15 protein-coding genes are annotated in these 15,293 nt (G+C 64.8%); 9 read left to right on the top strand and 6 right to left on the bottom strand.

The window, feature by feature from the left end:
• Window positions 1-10: 10 nt before the first annotated feature.
• Window positions 11-928: a posphoenolpyruvate synthetase regulatory kinase/phosphorylase PpsR gene (ppsR, locus tag KHO22_RS02010; protein ID WP_230426707.1), complete on the bottom strand. Its 918-nt coding sequence runs from the start codon at window positions 926-928 to the stop codon at window positions 11-13.
• 277 nt (window positions 929-1,205) lie between these two features.
• Between ppsR and ppsA the strand changes: the two genes are divergently transcribed.
• From ppsA to KHO22_RS01995, 3 genes are all read left to right on the top strand, one after another.
• Window positions 1,206-3,590, top strand: a complete 2,385-nt coding sequence (gene ppsA / locus KHO22_RS02005) for a phosphoenolpyruvate synthase (RefSeq protein ID WP_211945402.1) — start codon at window positions 1,206-1,208, stop codon at window positions 3,588-3,590.
• 194 nt (window positions 3,591-3,784) lie between these two features.
• The gene (locus tag KHO22_RS02000) at window positions 3,785-4,210 is read left to right on the top strand and encodes an NfeD family protein (protein ID WP_211945401.1); all 426 of its coding nucleotides are present in this window, start codon (window positions 3,785-3,787) and stop codon (window positions 4,208-4,210) included.
• Between the two features lie 61 nt (window positions 4,211-4,271).
• Window positions 4,272-5,201 carry an SPFH domain-containing protein gene (locus KHO22_RS01995; protein WP_211945400.1) on the top strand — a complete coding sequence of 310 codons (930 nt, stop codon included), beginning with the start codon at window positions 4,272-4,274 and terminating at the stop codon, window positions 5,199-5,201.
• An 18-nt stretch (window positions 5,202-5,219) separates the two neighbouring features.
• Here KHO22_RS01995 and smpB read toward each other — a convergent pair whose 3' ends face one another.
• Window positions 5,220-5,672 (bottom strand): SsrA-binding protein SmpB, encoded by a 453-nt coding sequence (gene smpB / locus KHO22_RS01990; protein WP_211945399.1) that lies wholly within the window; start codon window positions 5,670-5,672, stop codon window positions 5,220-5,222.
• A 211-nt stretch (window positions 5,673-5,883) separates the two neighbouring features.
• On the opposite strand from smpB, the gene KHO22_RS01985 reads away from it, so the two are divergent.
• Window positions 5,884-6,321 carry a type II toxin-antitoxin system RatA family toxin gene (locus KHO22_RS01985; RefSeq protein WP_211945398.1) on the top strand — a complete coding sequence of 146 codons (438 nt, stop codon included), beginning with the start codon at window positions 5,884-5,886 and terminating at the stop codon, window positions 6,319-6,321.
• The gene (locus tag KHO22_RS01980; protein ID WP_211945397.1) at window positions 6,308-6,655 is read left to right on the top strand and encodes an RnfH family protein; all 348 of its coding nucleotides are present in this window, start codon (window positions 6,308-6,310) and stop codon (window positions 6,653-6,655) included. Before KHO22_RS01985 ends, KHO22_RS01980 begins: the two co-directional genes overlap by 14 nt.
• A gap of 37 nt (window positions 6,656-6,692) precedes the next feature.
• Here the strand turns inward: KHO22_RS01980 and KHO22_RS01975 are convergent, their stop codons facing one another.
• Both KHO22_RS01975 and KHO22_RS01970 read right to left on the bottom strand, forming a co-directional pair.
• Window positions 6,693-7,211, bottom strand: coding sequence for a DUF4124 domain-containing protein (locus KHO22_RS01975; protein ID WP_211945396.1), 519 nt, complete (start codon window positions 7,209-7,211; stop codon window positions 6,693-6,695).
• 79 nt (window positions 7,212-7,290) lie between these two features.
• Window positions 7,291-8,250: a DMT family transporter gene (locus KHO22_RS01970; protein ID WP_211945395.1), complete on the bottom strand. Its 960-nt coding sequence runs from the start codon at window positions 8,248-8,250 to the stop codon at window positions 7,291-7,293.
• A gap of 123 nt (window positions 8,251-8,373) precedes the next feature.
• Here KHO22_RS01970 and guaB point away from each other — a divergent pair, with 123 nt between their 5' ends.
• From guaB to guaA, 3 genes are all read left to right on the top strand, one after another.
• The gene (gene guaB, locus KHO22_RS01965; RefSeq protein WP_211945394.1) at window positions 8,374-9,837 is read left to right on the top strand and encodes an IMP dehydrogenase; all 1,464 of its coding nucleotides are present in this window, start codon (window positions 8,374-8,376) and stop codon (window positions 9,835-9,837) included.
• A 76-nt stretch (window positions 9,838-9,913) separates the two neighbouring features.
• Entirely contained in the window at window positions 9,914-10,537 is a 624-nt protein-coding gene (locus KHO22_RS01960; protein ID WP_211945393.1) for a hypothetical protein, read from the top strand.
• The gene (gene guaA, locus KHO22_RS01955) at window positions 10,512-12,131 is read left to right on the top strand and encodes a glutamine-hydrolyzing GMP synthase (protein ID WP_211945392.1); all 1,620 of its coding nucleotides are present in this window, start codon (window positions 10,512-10,514) and stop codon (window positions 12,129-12,131) included. The genes KHO22_RS01960 and guaA overlap by 26 nt, the downstream gene beginning before the upstream one ends.
• A gap of 112 nt (window positions 12,132-12,243) precedes the next feature.
• Here guaA and KHO22_RS01950 read toward each other — a convergent pair whose 3' ends face one another.
• Complete coding sequence (locus KHO22_RS01950; protein WP_211945391.1) at window positions 12,244-13,146, bottom strand: LysR family transcriptional regulator; 903 nt, start codon at window positions 13,144-13,146, stop codon at window positions 12,244-12,246.
• A 108-nt stretch (window positions 13,147-13,254) separates the two neighbouring features.
• Between KHO22_RS01950 and KHO22_RS01945 the strand changes: the two genes are divergently transcribed.
• Window positions 13,255-14,679, top strand: a complete 1,425-nt coding sequence (locus KHO22_RS01945) for an aldehyde dehydrogenase family protein (protein ID WP_211945390.1) — start codon at window positions 13,255-13,257, stop codon at window positions 14,677-14,679.
• An 89-nt stretch (window positions 14,680-14,768) separates the two neighbouring features.
• On the opposite strand, the gene KHO22_RS01940 is transcribed toward KHO22_RS01945, so the two are convergent.
• Window positions 14,769-15,170 (bottom strand): hypothetical protein, encoded by a 402-nt coding sequence (locus KHO22_RS01940; protein WP_211945389.1) that lies wholly within the window; start codon window positions 15,168-15,170, stop codon window positions 14,769-14,771.
• Window positions 15,171-15,293 lie beyond the last annotated feature (123 nt).

Here is a 15,293-nt window from a genome sequence, read left to right as displayed (position 1 = left end):
GCCGCGCCGTTCAGTAGTTGTCGCGATCGACCTTGATTTCCTGCAGGATGGTCGTGGCGATTTCCTCGATCGACTTGTGCGTCGACGACAGCCACTTGATGCCTTCGCGGCGCATCATGGCCTCGGCCTCGTTCACCTCGTAGCGGCAGTTTTCCAACGCGGCGTACTTGCTGCCGGGCCGGCGCTCGTTGCGGATTTCCGTGAGACGCTGCGGGTCGATGGAAAGGCCGAAGATCTTGCTCTTGTAGTCGTACAGCGCCTTGGGCAGCTTGCCGCGCTCGAAGTCGTCGGGAATCAGCGGATAGTTCGCCGCTTTCAGGCCGTACTGCATGGCCAGGTAAAGGCTGGTCGGCGTCTTGCCGCTGCGCGAGACCCCCACGAGGATCACGTCGGCCTCCTGCAGGTTCTTGTGTGACTGGCCGTCATCATGCGCGAGCGAGAAATTGATGGCCTCGATGCGGTTCTTGTAGGCCTCGGTATCCGCGTTCTGGTGAAAGCGGCCGATCGCGTGCGTCGACTTGAGCCCGAGTTCCTTTTCCAGGGGTTCGATGAAGGTCTGGAACATGTCCAGGATCATCGCCTTGGCGCGGCGCAGTGCCTTGTTCGCTTCCTGGTTGACGAGCGTGGTGAAGACGATGGGTGGCACCCCTTCGGCGTGGAACGCTTCGTTGATCTTGCCAACGGCGATATGTGCCTTTTCCGGAGTATCGACGAATGGCATGCGCACCTTGCGGAAACGCATTTCGAACTGTGCCAGGATCGAATGGCTGAACGTCTCGGCGGTAATGCCGGTGCCGTCCGAAACAATGAAGACCGTACGGGTGGCGGGGCGGTCGCTCTTGGCGGGTTGGGGAGACTGCGGCGTTGCACCGGCATTTGCCGGCTGGGCGCCGTCGGGCGCGACAGGCTCAGAGACTGGCTCAGACATGGGCGAGCAGGAATAAATAGATACGATGTTCCGCAGAAAAGTGCGGCGCAGCACGGTAGAATAGCGGCGATCTTTTCGCTAAGCAATTCTGTAGGCGTTTGCCTTTGCGGCCATCGCGGCCGGAATTGTCGACAATGTGCGCTGCGAGACGAGAGCCACAAAACACAATTCCCCTGAATTCTGCGGGGTTGTTTAGCCAAGCGATCCGTTCGGGAACAGAACAACAAGAACATACCGGACCCCCGCGCCAGTTTTCTTACTTTGTTTTGAGGCTTTCATGACTAACCAGGCAAATAACGGCGCCTACGTGCAGCCGTTCGAGCAGTTGCGCATGTCGGATGTGGAAACGGTTGGCGGCAAGAATTCGTCGCTGGGCGAGATGATCTCCCAGCTGGCCGAAGCCGGCGTCCGTGTCCCCGGTGGTTTTGCCACCACCGCGCTGGCGTTCCGCGACTTCCTCGCCCACAACGACCTGACCACCCGTATTTCCGAACGCCTGAAGACCCTGAACGTCGATGACGTCAAGGCCCTGGCCGAAGCCGGCGCCGAGATCCGCGGCTGGGTGGTCGATGCCCCGTTCCAGCCGCGCCTGGAGCAGGAAGTGCGCGAGTTCTACGCGCGCGCCGCCGAGCGCGAAGGTGCCGAGGCCTCGTTCGCCGTGCGTTCCTCCGCTACCGCGGAAGACCTGCCGGATGCTTCCTTCGCAGGCCAGCAGGAGTCCTACCTGAACGTCAGCGGCATCGACGATGTGCTGGACAAGATCAAGCACGTGTTCGCCTCGCTGTACAACGACCGTGCCATTTCCTACCGCGTGCACAAGGGCTTTGCCCACGACGTGGTGGCGCTGTCGGCCGGCGTGCAGCGCATGGTTCGTTCGGACCTGGCCTCGTCGGGCGTGATGTTCACCATCGACACCGAATCGGGCTTCCCGGACGTGGTCTTCATCACCTCCAGCTATGGCCTGGGCGAAACGGTGGTGCAGGGCGCCGTGAACCCGGACGAGTTCTACGTCTTCAAGCCGACGCTGCAGGCCGGCAAGTACCCGGTCATCCGCCGCTCGATCGGCTCCAAGCTGATCAAGATGGAATTCACCAAGCCGGGCGAAGCCGGCCGCGTGAAGACCGTGGACGTTCCCGCCGAACTGCGCAACCGCTACTCGATCACCGACACCGACGTGTCGGAACTGGCGAAGTACGCCATGATCATCGAGAAGCACTATGGCCGCCCGATGGATATCGAGTGGGGCAAGGACGGCAAGGACGGCAAGATCTATATCCTGCAGGCCCGCCCGGAAACCGTGAAGAGCCAGTCGGCTGGCAAGGCCGAGCTGCGCTTCAAGCTGAAGGGCACCGCTCCGGTCCTGACCAGCGGCCGTGCCATTGGCCAGAAGATCGGTACCGGCCCGGTGCGCGTCATCAACGACCCGTCCGAAATGGAACGCGTGCAGCCCGGCGACGTGCTGGTGGCCGACATGACCGACCCGAACTGGGAACCGGTGATGAAGCGCGCCTCGGCGATCGTCACGAACCGTGGCGGCCGTACCTGCCACGCGGCCATCATCGCCCGTGAACTGGGTGTCCCGGCCGTGGTCGGTTGCGGCGATGCCACCGACCTGCTGAAGGACGGCACCCTGGTGACCGTGTCGTGCGCCGAAGGCGACGAGGGCCGCATCTATGACGGCCTGCTGGAAACCGAGGTGACGGAAGTCCAGCGTGGCGAAATGCCGGAGATCAGCGTCAAGCTGACGATGAACGTCGGCAACCCGCAGCTCGCCTTCGACTTCGCACAGATCCCGAATTCGGGCGTGGGCCTGGCCCGCCTCGAGTTCATCATCAACAACAACATCGGCGTGCACCCGAAGGCCATCCTCGACTACCCGCAAGTCGACGCCGACCTGAAGAAGGCCGTGGAAAGCGTGGCCCGCGGCCATGCCAGCCCGCGCGCGTTCTACGTCGACAAGCTCGCCGAAGGGATCGCCACGATCGGTGCCGCCTTCTATCCGAAGCCCGTCATCGTGCGCCTGTCGGACTTCAAGTCCAACGAGTACAAGAAGCTGATCGGCGGTTCGCGCTACGAGCCGGATGAAGAAAACCCGATGCTGGGCTTCCGCGGCGCCTCGCGCTACATCGCCGAAGACTTCGCCGAAGCGTTCGAGATGGAATGCCTGGCCATGAAGCGCGTGCGCGACGAAATGGGCCTGACCAACGTCGAGATCATGGTGCCGTTCGTGCGGACCCTGGGCCAGGCCGAGAAGGTCATCGGCCTGCTGGCCAAGCATGGCCTGAAGCGCGGCGAAAACGGCCTGCGCGTCATCATGATGTGCGAAGTGCCGTCCAACGCCATCCTGGCTGACGAGTTCCTGCAGTACTTCGACGGCTTCTCGATCGGTTCGAACGACCTGACCCAGCTGACCCTGGGCCTGGACCGCGACTCCGGCATGGAGTTGCTGGCCAAGGACTTCGACGAGCGTGATCCGGCTGTCCGCTTCATGCTGTCGCGTGCGATCCAGGCCTGCATCCGCCAGGACAAGTACGTCGGCATCTGCGGCCAGGGACCTTCGGACCACCCGGACTTTGCCGCCTGGCTGGTCAAGGAAGGCATCAAGTCGATCTCGCTGAACCCGGATTCGGTGGTCGACACCTGGCAACAGCTGGCGTCCTGATGTATTTGGCGTCACAATAACGACAACTGCCGGCGCCGCGATGCGCCGGTTAGCACCGGCCCTGCGGCAGGTGTGAACAAAGACCCCCGCAGACGCCGCTGGCGTTGCGGGGGTTTTTCTTTGCCGACGCATTGGACGAAGGTTGAAGACGGTAGAAGACGGTAGCCCGGCCTTGCCCGGGGAAAAGGGGACACATGGCAATGCACTACCTGTGGTTCGTCGCCGTGGCTGTGCTCGTGATAGCGGAGCTGGCTACCGGAACGTTCTATCTGCTGATGGTTGCGCTCGGGCTGGCCGCAGGCGGCGTCGCGGCGCTGTCGGGGCTGGAGCCGCCGGCGCAGACGCTGGTGGCGGCACTGGTGGCGGTCATCGCCATCGTCCTGCTGCGCCGCACGCGGTTTGGCCGGCTGCGCAGGGGCAATGCGGCGGCCGATCCAGGCGTCAACCTCGACATCGGCGAGGAGCTCGAAGTGCCGGCATGGGACACCTACCGCCGTGCGCGCGTGCCGTACCGTGGCGCGGACTGGACCGTCGAGCTTGCCCCCGGCCCCGATGCCGCGCCGGGGCGTTACCGCATTGTCGAAGTCCGCGGTTCGACGCTGATCGTCCTGCCGCGCTGATTCCCGTTGTTGCCGCGCCCTGGTGGCGCGGCACTGCTGTCAACTGTCCGGAGGGTCCTACATGGAAGTCTTTCAGCTTGGCTTGTTGCCGCTGATCATCCTGATTGCCGCGATCGTGCTGATTGCGAGGGGTGTCAAGATCGTGCCCCAGCAGCATGCCTGGGTGCTTGAGCGCCTGGGGCGGTATCACGCAACGCTGACTCCCGGGCTTTCGATCGTGGTGCCATTCGTTGATCGCGTCGCGTACAAGCACATCCTGAAGGAAATCCCGCTCGACGTACCGAGTCAGGTATGCATCACGAAGGACAATACGCAGCTTCAGGTCGATGGCGTGCTGTATTTCCAGGTCACGGACCCGATGAAGGCTTCGTACGGTTCGAGCAATTTCGTGGTGGCGATCACGCAGTTGTCGCAGACCACGCTGCGTTCGGTCATCGGCAAGCTGGAACTCGACAAGACTTTCGAGGAGCGCGAGTTCATCAACCACAGCGTGGTCAACGCGCTGGACGAGGCCGCGGCCAACTGGGGCGTGAAGGTATTGCGCTATGAGATCAAGGACCTGACGCCGCCGAAGGAGATCCTGCATGCCATGCAGGCGCAGATCACGGCCGAGCGGGAAAAGCGCGCGCTGATCGCTGCCTCCGAAGGCAAGCGCCAGGAGCAGATCAATCTGGCCTCAGGGGCGCGCGAAGCAGCGATCCAGAAGTCCGAAGGCGAGAGGCAGGCCGCCATCAACAAGGCACAGGGCGAGGCGGCGGCCATCCTGGCGGTGGCCGAGGCCAATGCGCAGGCCATCCAGAAGATCGGTCAGGCGATCCGCCTGGAGGGCGGCATGGAGGCCGTGAACCTCAAGGTGGCCGAGGAGTACGTCACGGCTTTCGGCAATCTGGCCAAGCAGGGCAATACGTTGATCGTGCCGGGCAACCTCGGCGAGATGAGCGGGATGATTGCCTCGGCCCTGCAGATCGTGAAAGGGCAGAAGGCAGCCTGATCGGGCAGGGCTGGCGGCTTATTCCTTGCCGCCGCCCTTCATGATGCGCGACTTCTCGCGCTGCCAGTCGCGCTGTTTCTCGGTCTCGCGCTTGTCGAAGAGCTTCTTGCCCTTTGCCAGGCCGATCTCGCATTTCACGCGGCCGCGCGTGTAGTGCAGGTTCAGCGGCACCAGCGTATAGCCACGCTGTTCGACCTTGCCGATCAGCTTCTTGATCTCGTCTGCCTTGAGCAGCAGCTTGCGCGTGCGCACCGGATCCGGGTTGACGTGGGTGGAGGCGCTCTGCAGCGGGCTGATGTGGGCGCCGATCAGGTACATCTCGGCATCGCGCACCACGACATAGCCTTCCTTGATCTGCACGCGGCCCGCGCGGATCGCCTTGACTTCCCAGCCTTCCAGCACGATGCCAGCCTCGAATCGCTCTTCGATGAAGTAGTCGAAAAAGGCCTTCTTGTTGTCTGCAATGGTCATGCGTGCGGGTAAGGGGTGCGTAAGTGGAAAATGTCGCCGGCAGGGCGGGCTCAATGGCCCATGCTGCGGCGGGGATGCCGCGGACGCCGGTGTCGGCTAGAATCCCGATTTTAGCAAACCAGCCCCGGTACCGGTCCATGTCCGCGGCGCGCCAGGTCCGATTGGCGCGATATTGCAGTGCGGTATGGCCGGATGCCCGATTGTTCCATTCATGGCAGACGTCCATAAATCCGTGCTGCTCGGCTATTCGGCCGCGCAGATGTACGACCTGGTCACGTGCGTGGAGGACTACCCAAAGTTCCTCCCGTGGTGTGGTGGCGTCGAGGTGTTCGAGCAGACCGAAACCATGCTGGATGCGAAGATCCACATCCAGTTCAAGGGTATCCAGCAGTTCTTCCATACGCGCAATACGCAGGAGCGGCCCACGCGCATCGACATGACTTTCGCCGACGGGCCGTTCAAGACGTTCAACGGCTCCTGGCGCTTCACGCCGCTGCGCGAGGACGCCTGCAAGATCGAATTCCACCTGCACTACGAGTTCTCCAGCCTGCTGCTGGAGAAGATCATTGGCCCGGTATTCAGCGTGATCGCGAATACCTTCGTGGATGCCTTCGTCAAGCGCGCCGAGGTGGTCTATGGCGCCCACTGATGCCGCGCCGGGCATGGTGCGCATCTCGGTGTGCTACGCGAGGCCGGATTCCGTTTTCCTGAAGGAACTCGAGGTGCCGGAAGGCACCACGATCGCCGCCGCCATCATCGGCTCCGGCCTGCAGCAGGCCTGTCCCGAAGTGGATCCGTCGACCATGCGCGTCGGCATCTACGGCAAGCTCAAGACCCCCGATACCCTCGTGCGTGCAGGCGATCGCGTCGAGGTCTATCGGCCCCTGACCGCGGATCCGAAACTGGCCCGGCGCCGGCGCGTGCAGAAGACGCGCGCGAGCGGCACGCGCGAAGGGCAGAAATGGCTGCGCGGGGGCGGCTGAGGGCCGCGGACACCAGCGCTGGTGTCCGGTACAGGCCTTAGCCGCAGTCCTTCTCGATATTGGCGTTCGTTTTCACGATCTCGGCCTGGCGCTGCTCGCCGCCCAGAAACTGCACGCCACCGTCCGAGGTCATCACGCCGGTACGCGCGCCCTGCTGCAGGCCCTGCGCGTAGTTGCGCAGCTGGGCGCAGCGCGTGGCTCGCTCGTTGGCCTCCATCTCTTTCTGTGCATCCTTGGCAGCCGCCTCGAGTCGCTCCGCGCGGCGCTTCTGGAATGCTTCCTCGGCCGTGGGTGCGGGTGCCGCTGCCGCCTTTGCCGTGGCAGGCCGGGCCGGAGCGACTTCGGCATTGGTGGCGGTGGCCTCGGCGGGATTGTATTCGCCGGCGGGCTGCCCGGGCCCCTTCACGATGCGCTTGATATCGGGAGGCGGGGGAACGTCGCTGTAGACCATGCGACCACTGGCGTCGCGCCATTGCCACTGGGCGGATGCCGATGCCGGCACGGTGGCGAGGGCGGCGGCAAGCAGCGAAAGCGACAGCGCGGACGAACGGATCATGGCTGGATGCAGGTTGTGTCTGGACGATTTTCTGTGGCCGGACGTCTTGGATGTGACCCCGGCGGCATCGAGTGCAAGTCTACGCAGACTTGTCGCCGGCGTGCAAGCGGACAGACCAGGCGACGCCGACCATGAGCAGGACGATGGCGGCGATTTCCAGCGGCCGCGGCCAGCGGTGATCGAACACAAAGCCGTATGCCAGCGCGAAAAGCGTCTCGAATACGATCATCTGGCCCGACAATGTCAGCGGCAACCGGCGGCTGGCGATGTTCCAGAGGTTGTTGCCAATCAGCGACGCCCCCAGCGCCACCGCGGCGTTGACCATCCAGAACCATTGCCAGTCGCGCCCGGTGCCGGGGGCGCTGAGCGCGTCGCCGGCCAGCAGCCAGCCGCCCAGGGCGAGCACGGCGGAGACCGCGCCGGTCGACAGTCCGTACAGCGCCGACCACTCATTGCCGCTGTAGTGCGGATTGCGCTGCAGGTAGCGCGCGTTGTCCACGGCATACAGCGTCCAGCAGACCAGCGCGCCAGCCGCGCAGGCCACGCCCGCGAGCTTCTGCCAGACTGGCCGGGCCATGGCGCCGGCTGCGGAGGCGTGGGCGCTCGGGCCTCCGCCGAACAGGTCGATGTTGATGCAGGCAATGCCGGCCGCGACCACAAGCAGCGGCCATATCAGCCTCGACAGCGGCACCGCGCCATGGTCGCGCCGGCCCATGATGGTCACGGAAATCGGCAGGATGCCGATGATCAGCGAGGTCGGGCCCACCCCGCCCAGCTGCACGCCGAAGGCCAGCAGTACGTAGTACAGCAGATTGCCCGTGAAGGCCTGGCGCAGCAGTGCCACGCAATCGGCGCGCGTGAGCTTGCGCGCAATGCGCTTCATCAGCGGCAAGGCGGCGACCAGCGCGACCAGCCCGTAGGCCAGGTAGCGCCCGATGGCGAGCTCCCATGGCGAAAATGCCGGCAGCAGCTTGGGCGCGATGAAGACCATGCCCCAGAACGCGCCCGCCAGCAGTCCGCACAGTACGCCGATTCCCATTCCTGCCACGCGTCGAAGAAAAAAGATTTCGAGCATAGCAGAGGCCGTCGTGCGCGGGCGTTTGCGGCGCGTCAAGATGCGCGCATTCCTGTATAATTCGGTTTTGCGCCTAGAGGAATTGCTATGCGTCTTGTCCAGAAAGCACTCACGTTCGATGATGTGCTGCTCGTGCCGGCCTATTCGGCCGTCCTGCCCCGGGATGTCTCCCTTCGTACCCGCCTGACCCGTTCGATCGACCTGAACATTCCGCTGGTGTCCGCTGCCATGGATACTGTGACGGAGGCTCGCCTGGCCATTGCCATGGCGCAGGCCGGCGGCATCGGCATCGTCCACAAGAACTTCAAGCCGGCGGACCAGGCCCGCGAAGTGGCTCGCGTCAAGCGCTACGAATCGGGCGTGTTGCGTGATCCAATCACCATTTCGCCGGACATGAAGGTGCGGGAAGTGATCGCGCTGTCGCAGCAGCACGGCATCTCCGGTTTCCCCGTGCTGGAAGGCAAGACCGTCGTCGGCATCATCACCAACCGCGACCTGCGCTTCGAGGAAGAGCTGGACGCGCCGGTGCGCGCCAAGATGACCCCGCGCGAAAAGCTGGTGACCGTCAACGAAGGCGCCACGCTGGATGAAGCCAAGCGCCTGATGAACCGCCACCGCCTGGAGCGCGTGCTGGTGGTCAACCAGGCCTTCGAGCTGCGCGGGCTGATCACCGTCAAGGACATCCAGAAGGCCGTGGACAACCCGCTGGCCAGCAAGGACGACCACGGCCAGTTGCGCGTCGGCGCCGCGGTCGGCGTGGGTCCGGACAATGACGAGCGCGTCGAACTGCTGGTCAAGGCCGGCGTGGACGTGATCGTGGTCGATACCGCGCACGGCCACAGCCAGGGCGTGCTGGACCGCGTGCGCTGGGTCAAGCAGAACTTCCCGCAGGTGCAGGTCGTCGGCGGCAACATCGCCACTGGCGATGCCGCACGGGCGCTGGTCGAGCATGGCGCGGACGGCGTCAAGGTCGGCATCGGCCCGGGCTCCATCTGCACCACGCGTATCGTGGCCGGCGTCGGCGTGCCGCAGATCACCGCGGTGTCGAACGTGGCCGAAGCCCTGAAAGGCACCGGCGTGCCGCTGATCGCCGATGGCGGCGTGCGCTACTCCGGTGACGTGGCCAAGGCGCTGGCAGCCGGCGCCCACACCGTGATGATGGGCGGCATGTTCTCGGGTACCGAGGAAGCGCCGGGCGAGGTGTTCCTGTTCCAGGGCCGTTCGTTCAAGAGCTACCGCGGCATGGGTTCGGTGGGCGCCATGAAGGACGGCGCGGCTGACCGCTACTTCCAGGAAGACAACACCGCCAACGTCGACAAGCTGGTTCCGGAAGGGATTGAAGGCCGCGTAGCCTACAAGGGTTCGGTCATGGCCATCATCCACCAGCTCACCGGTGGCGTGCGTGCTTCGATGGGCTACTGCGGCAGCAAGTCGATCGCCGACTGGCATGAAACCTCGCAGTTCGTGCAGATCACCGCGGCCGGCATGCGCGAGTCGCACGTGCACGACGTGCAGATCACCAAGGAAGCGCCGAACTACCACATCGACTGACCCGCGCGGCGGGCCTGCCGAGCCAGGTGCCAGGCATCCCGGCAGGCAAGCCTGCCGGGCCTGCTGAGGAACGCTCATGAAGGTACTGCTGCGAGCCGTGCTGTTCTTCGACGCCGTGCTGGACCTGATGCTCGGCGTGCTGCTGCTGATGTCGCCGTTCACCACGTTGTATGCGGCCCTGCAACTGCCCCAGCCGCAACCGGCGCTGTTCGGGCAGCTGCTGGGCGTAGCGCTGATCGGCCTGGCCTGGCTGCTGTGGCATGCCACCTTCAACGGACAGATGACGGTGACGGTGGCGCGGACCGCCGGCTACGTCAACCTGGCCAGCGCGCTGCTGATCGTTTCCTGGATGGTGTTCCTGGATCTGCCGCTCGAAGGCGCCGGCAAGGTCTGGGTGCCCATGCTGGTGGCCGTGCTTGGCTTTTTCGCGCTGGTGCAGATACCGGCGGCCAAGCGCGTACGCAACCGCGAGCGGCAGCTGAAGGCAGAGCGCGAGTTGCAGCAGGCCACCGAAGCCAGTGATCCGCGCACCCAACCCGGCCCTGCGCGCCGCGCGCAAACTACGCCATTCCCCGACAACCGGCGCGAGCCGGTCATCACGCCGCCGCCCGGCTACGGACCGGGCACGGAAGTGACAACCGAACCCGCACCGGAAGATACGCCACCCGTCCATCATGCACGACAAAATCCTTATTCTTGATTTCGGCTCGCAGGTCACGCAGCTGATTGCCCGCCGCGTTCGCGAGGCCCACGTCTACTGCGAGATCCATCCGAACGATGTGAGCGACGAATTCGTCCGCGAATTCGCGCCCAAGGGCATCATCCTGTCGGGCAGCCACGCCAGCACCTACGAGGACCACCAGCTGCGCGCGCCGCAGGCCGTGTGGGACCTGGGCGTGCCGGTGCTGGGCATCTGCTACGGCATGCAGACCATGGCCGTGCAGCTGGGTGGCAAGGTCGAGTGGAGCGACCACCGCGAGTTTGGCTACGCCGAAGTCCGCGCCCATGGCCACACCGCGCTGCTCAAGGACGTCCAGGATTTCACCACGGCCGAAGGCCATGGCATGCTGAAGGTCTGGATGAGCCACGGCGACAAGGTTGCCACGCTGCCGCCGGGCTTCAAACTGATGGCATCCACCCCGAGCTGTCCCATCGCCGGCATGGCCGACGAGGCGCGCGGCTACTACGCCGTCCAGTTCCACCCGGAAGTCACCCACACGTCGAAGGGCCGCGAGATGCTGGAGCGCTTCGTGCTGGGCGTCTGCGGCGCCGGAGCGGACTGGGTGATGAAGGACCACATCGAGGAAGCCGTCTCTCTGATCCGCAAGCAGGTCGGCGACGAGGAAGTGATCCTCGGCCTGTCCGGCGGCGTGGATTCGTCGGTGGCGGCCGCGCTGATCCATCGCGCGATCGGTGACCAGCTTACCTGCGTGTTCGTCGACCACGGCCTGTTGCGCCTGGACGAGGGCAAGATGGTGATGGAGATGTTCGCCGGCCGCCTGCATGCCAAGGTCGTGCACATCGATGCCTCGGAACAGTTCCTCGGCCACCTGGCCGGCGTGACCGACCCCGAGCAGAAGCGCAAGATCATCGGCCGCGAGTTCGTCGAAGTCTTCCAGGCCGAGGCCAGGAAGCTGACCAACGCGAAGTGGCTGGCCCAGGGCACGATCTACCCCGACGTGGTCGAGTCGGGCGGCACCAAGACCAAGAAGGCCACCACCATCAAGAGCCACCACAACGTCGGTGGCCTGCCCGAAACGCTGGGCCTGAAGCTGCTGGAGCCGCTGCGCGACCTGTTCAAGGACGAAGTCCGCGAACTGGGCGTGGCGCTCGGCCTGCCGCCGGAGATGGTGTACCGCCACCCGTTCCCGGGCCCGGGCCTGGGCGTGCGCATCCTGGGCGAAGTCAAGCGCGACTACGCCGAACTGCTGCGCCGCGCGGATGCGATCTTCATCGAGGAACTGCGCAAGACCATCGCCACGGAGCAAGACGCCGCCGCCGGCCTGTGCGAGCCGCAACAGGTGGGCAAGAGCTGGTACGACCTGACCAGCCAGGCCTTTGCCGTGTTCCTGCCGGTGAAGTCGGTGGGCGTGATGGGCGATGGCCGTACCTATGACTATGTCGTTGCGCTGCGTGCCGTGCAGACGACCGACTTCATGACCGCACACTGGGCGCACCTGCCGTATTCGCTGCTGGGTCGTTGCTCGAACCGGATCATCAACGAGGTCCGGGGTCTGAATCGGGTCGTGTATGACGTGTCAGGCAAACCGCCTGCGACGATTGAGTGGGAGTGATGCGGCGGGAGCCGATAGCGATTCCAGGCTGTTGAGCCGACTCTGAGCATGTCCCTGAAGCCCGCGCTGTTGCGCGGGCTTCGCCTTTCTGGAAAGCACAAATTCAATCCATTCAGTTTTGGGCCAGGCGCAGCTCATGGACGAGATGGATGAGCGCGCGCAACCGTGCCGGAACGAAGCGGTGGCCTGAGTAGTAGAGCCTCAGTCCGCCAAACGACGGGCACCATGGCACCAGCACGGGCTTCAGCGCACCGGACTTCAGTTCTTCCGTGATGAACCATTCGGTGATGAAGCCGATGCCCAGCCCGAGCAGTACCGCCTGCTTGATCGCTGGCAGCTCGTTGAGTGCCATGCGTACAGGCAGATCCATCTGCAGCTTCTGGCCGTTGTGCTCCATTTCCCAGTGATAGATGCCGCCGTGCGACATGCGCATGCCGATGCTCTGGTGCGCGAGCAGATCGCGCGGATGCCTGGGTGTGCCATGGCGCTTCAGGTATTCGGGCGTTGCCACGACGAGCATGCGGAAGTCGCCCGAGAGGGGCACGGCGATCATGTCCTGTGGCACGGACTCTGCCAGGCGGATGCCCGCATCGAAGCCCTCGGCCACGATGTCGATCAGGCGGGACTCGCTCACGATGTCGATGCGCACCTGGGGGTGGCGTTGCGCGTAGCGGCTGAACAAGGACTCCAGCAGCAGGAGCGCCGCGCCCTGCGGCGCATTGATGCGCAACGTGCCGCTGGGCGTGTCGGGGCCGGTGCCAGCCTCTTCGCCGGCGCTCTGGATTTCAGCGAGTGCGGGGGCGATACGCTCCACATAGCGCTGCCCCGCGTCGGTTAGCGACACGCTGCGCGTCGAGCGGTTGAACAGGCGTACTTTCAGGCGGGCTTCCAGCCCGGCCACGGCACTGCTCGCGGCGGTGGTGGACATGCCCAGTTCCAGCGCCGCACCGCGAAAGCTGCGCCGGCGCGCGACGGCCAGAACCACTTCGAGCTCGGTCATTCCTGTGCGGTGCATGGATTGTCCTGATTTTCGGGATATGTCATTCGTCACAAGACGGCTTATCAGGACAATAAACCATTCCTAGACTGTGTGGCATCGCGATTCCAGACAGGAGAGGCTGACATGCAACGCATCGGGCATATCTATATCAACGGCGAATTCGTCACGCCACACGGCCAGGAATGGTTCGATCTTCACAACCCCAGCACGGAGGAAGTCATCGGCCAGGTGCGCCTGGGCGACGAAGAGGACGCGCAGCGAGCCATTGCTGCGGCCAAGGCAGCGTTTCCCGCCTGGTCACGCACCACGCGCGCGGAGCGCATCGCCGCGCTCAGGCGAATCCATCAGGCCATTGCCGCACGTGAGAGCGAGTTGATGGAAGCCATCGTCACGGAATACGGCGCACCTGCGGAGCGCGGGCGGTGGATGGCAACCTATCCGGCCGATGTCGTTGCCCAGGCCATTGACGCCCTGAAAACGTTTGAGTTCGAGGAACAGGTTGGCACGGCGCGGGTGATCCTGACGCCCATTGGCGTGGCCGGCCTGATCACGCCCTGGAACAGCAATGCCGGCTTCATCTGCAACAAGCTCGCCACCGCGCTGGCAGCGGGCTGCACCGCTGTCATCAAGCCCAGCGAGATGAGCGCGATGCAGACGCAGATCGTGGCCGAGGCGCTGCACGAAGCAGGATTGCCTCCGGGCGTGTTCAACATCGTCAATGGCCGGGGCGAGGTGGTCGGTGAAGCCATCGCGCGTCATCCCGACATCGCCAAGATATCCTTTACCGGCTCCTCCGCCGTGGGGCAGCATCTGGTGAGCACGGGTGCCGCCACCATCAAGCGCGTGACGCTGGAGCTGGGCGGCAAGTCGCCCACCGTGGTGCTGGAAGACGCGGACTTTGGCCAAATCATGCCCCTCGTGCTTCAGGCCGGATTCGCCAACAGCGGCCAGGCCTGCATTGCAGGCACGCGCATCCTGGTGCCGCGCCATCGGCTCGCCGAGTTCGAGCGGGTGGTCCAGGAGGCCGTCTCGCACGTCAAGTCCGGCGATCCGCGGGATGCCGACACCGCGATCGGTCCGATGGTGAGCGCCAGACAGTGGGAACGCGTGCAGAACTACATCCGCATCGGCGTAGAGGAAGGCGCGCGACTGCTGGCGGGCGGCGAGGGCCGGCCCGATGGTTTGCGCGCGGGCTGGTTCGTGAAGCCGACGATCTTTACCGATGCCACCAACCAGATGCGCATTGCCCGCGAAGAAATCTTCGGCCCCGTGCTGACCATCATCCCCTATGAGGACGAAGCCGATGCCATCGCCATTGCCAACGACACGCGCTATGGCCTGAGCGCCGTCGTGCTCGGCCAGGACCTCGAACGCTGCGAGCGGGTGGCGCGCCAGATCGACTCGGGCCGCGTGCTCATCAACACGCTGGCCCATGAGCCGCGTGCGCCGTTTGGTGGCTTCAAGCACTCCGGGCTGGGACGCGAGATGGGCAAATGGGGGATGAGCGCATACCTGGAACCCAAGACCTTGTTGGTGGGGCAGGGCTGATCGGATGTTGACGCAGCCGGCGCCGATGGCGGCGACGGCCCACGCACGTTACGCGCAGGGAAGCGGGATGGAGGGTGGGCCCGGCAGGTTCAACTGCCACCCAGCAGATCCTGCTCATCCAGCAGCGCGTAGGCAATCTCGGGCGTAGCCTCCATCGCCCGCCGTATCGCCGCGGGAATCGCCTGCTTCGTCTTTCTGCATAGTCCCGGCTGGTCTTCCAGCTGGATGTTGATCCCCCGCAGCGTGCGCACGCCATGCGCGCTCGGCGTGATGGTCAGGACGATGCCCAGTTGTGCCTGCAGGCGACCGCCCAGGTGCCGCAGGTCCGCCAGGCTCGTCACGCTTTCCAGCCGCGCCACCAGCCGTTTTTCCTCCTCGCGGGTCAGGCGCAGGACGCTGAGATCGGCGTTCGGATCGGCCAGCAGTTCTTCCCTGCGGCAGGTGCAGGCGCCGGGCGGGCATTCCGTACGGATCGGGAAGGGCGCGTTCATCGGGGGCGGCGGGGCGGGCCCCGTGCGGGGGCGGTAGCTGGATATCTTAAAGCACGGCGCGGCGGGGCGGCGCAACGGTCCGACTGCACGACGCGCCAATTCGATTTATGCTGCCGCTGCGGC

The organism is Cupriavidus yeoncheonensis (genome assembly GCF_905397275.1).
Classification (GTDB): Bacteria; Pseudomonadota; Gammaproteobacteria; order Burkholderiales; family Burkholderiaceae; genus Cupriavidus; species Cupriavidus yeoncheonensis.
The sequence above is the reverse complement of the archived record's forward strand: the minus strand, read 5'-3'. Positions and strand labels throughout refer to the sequence as shown.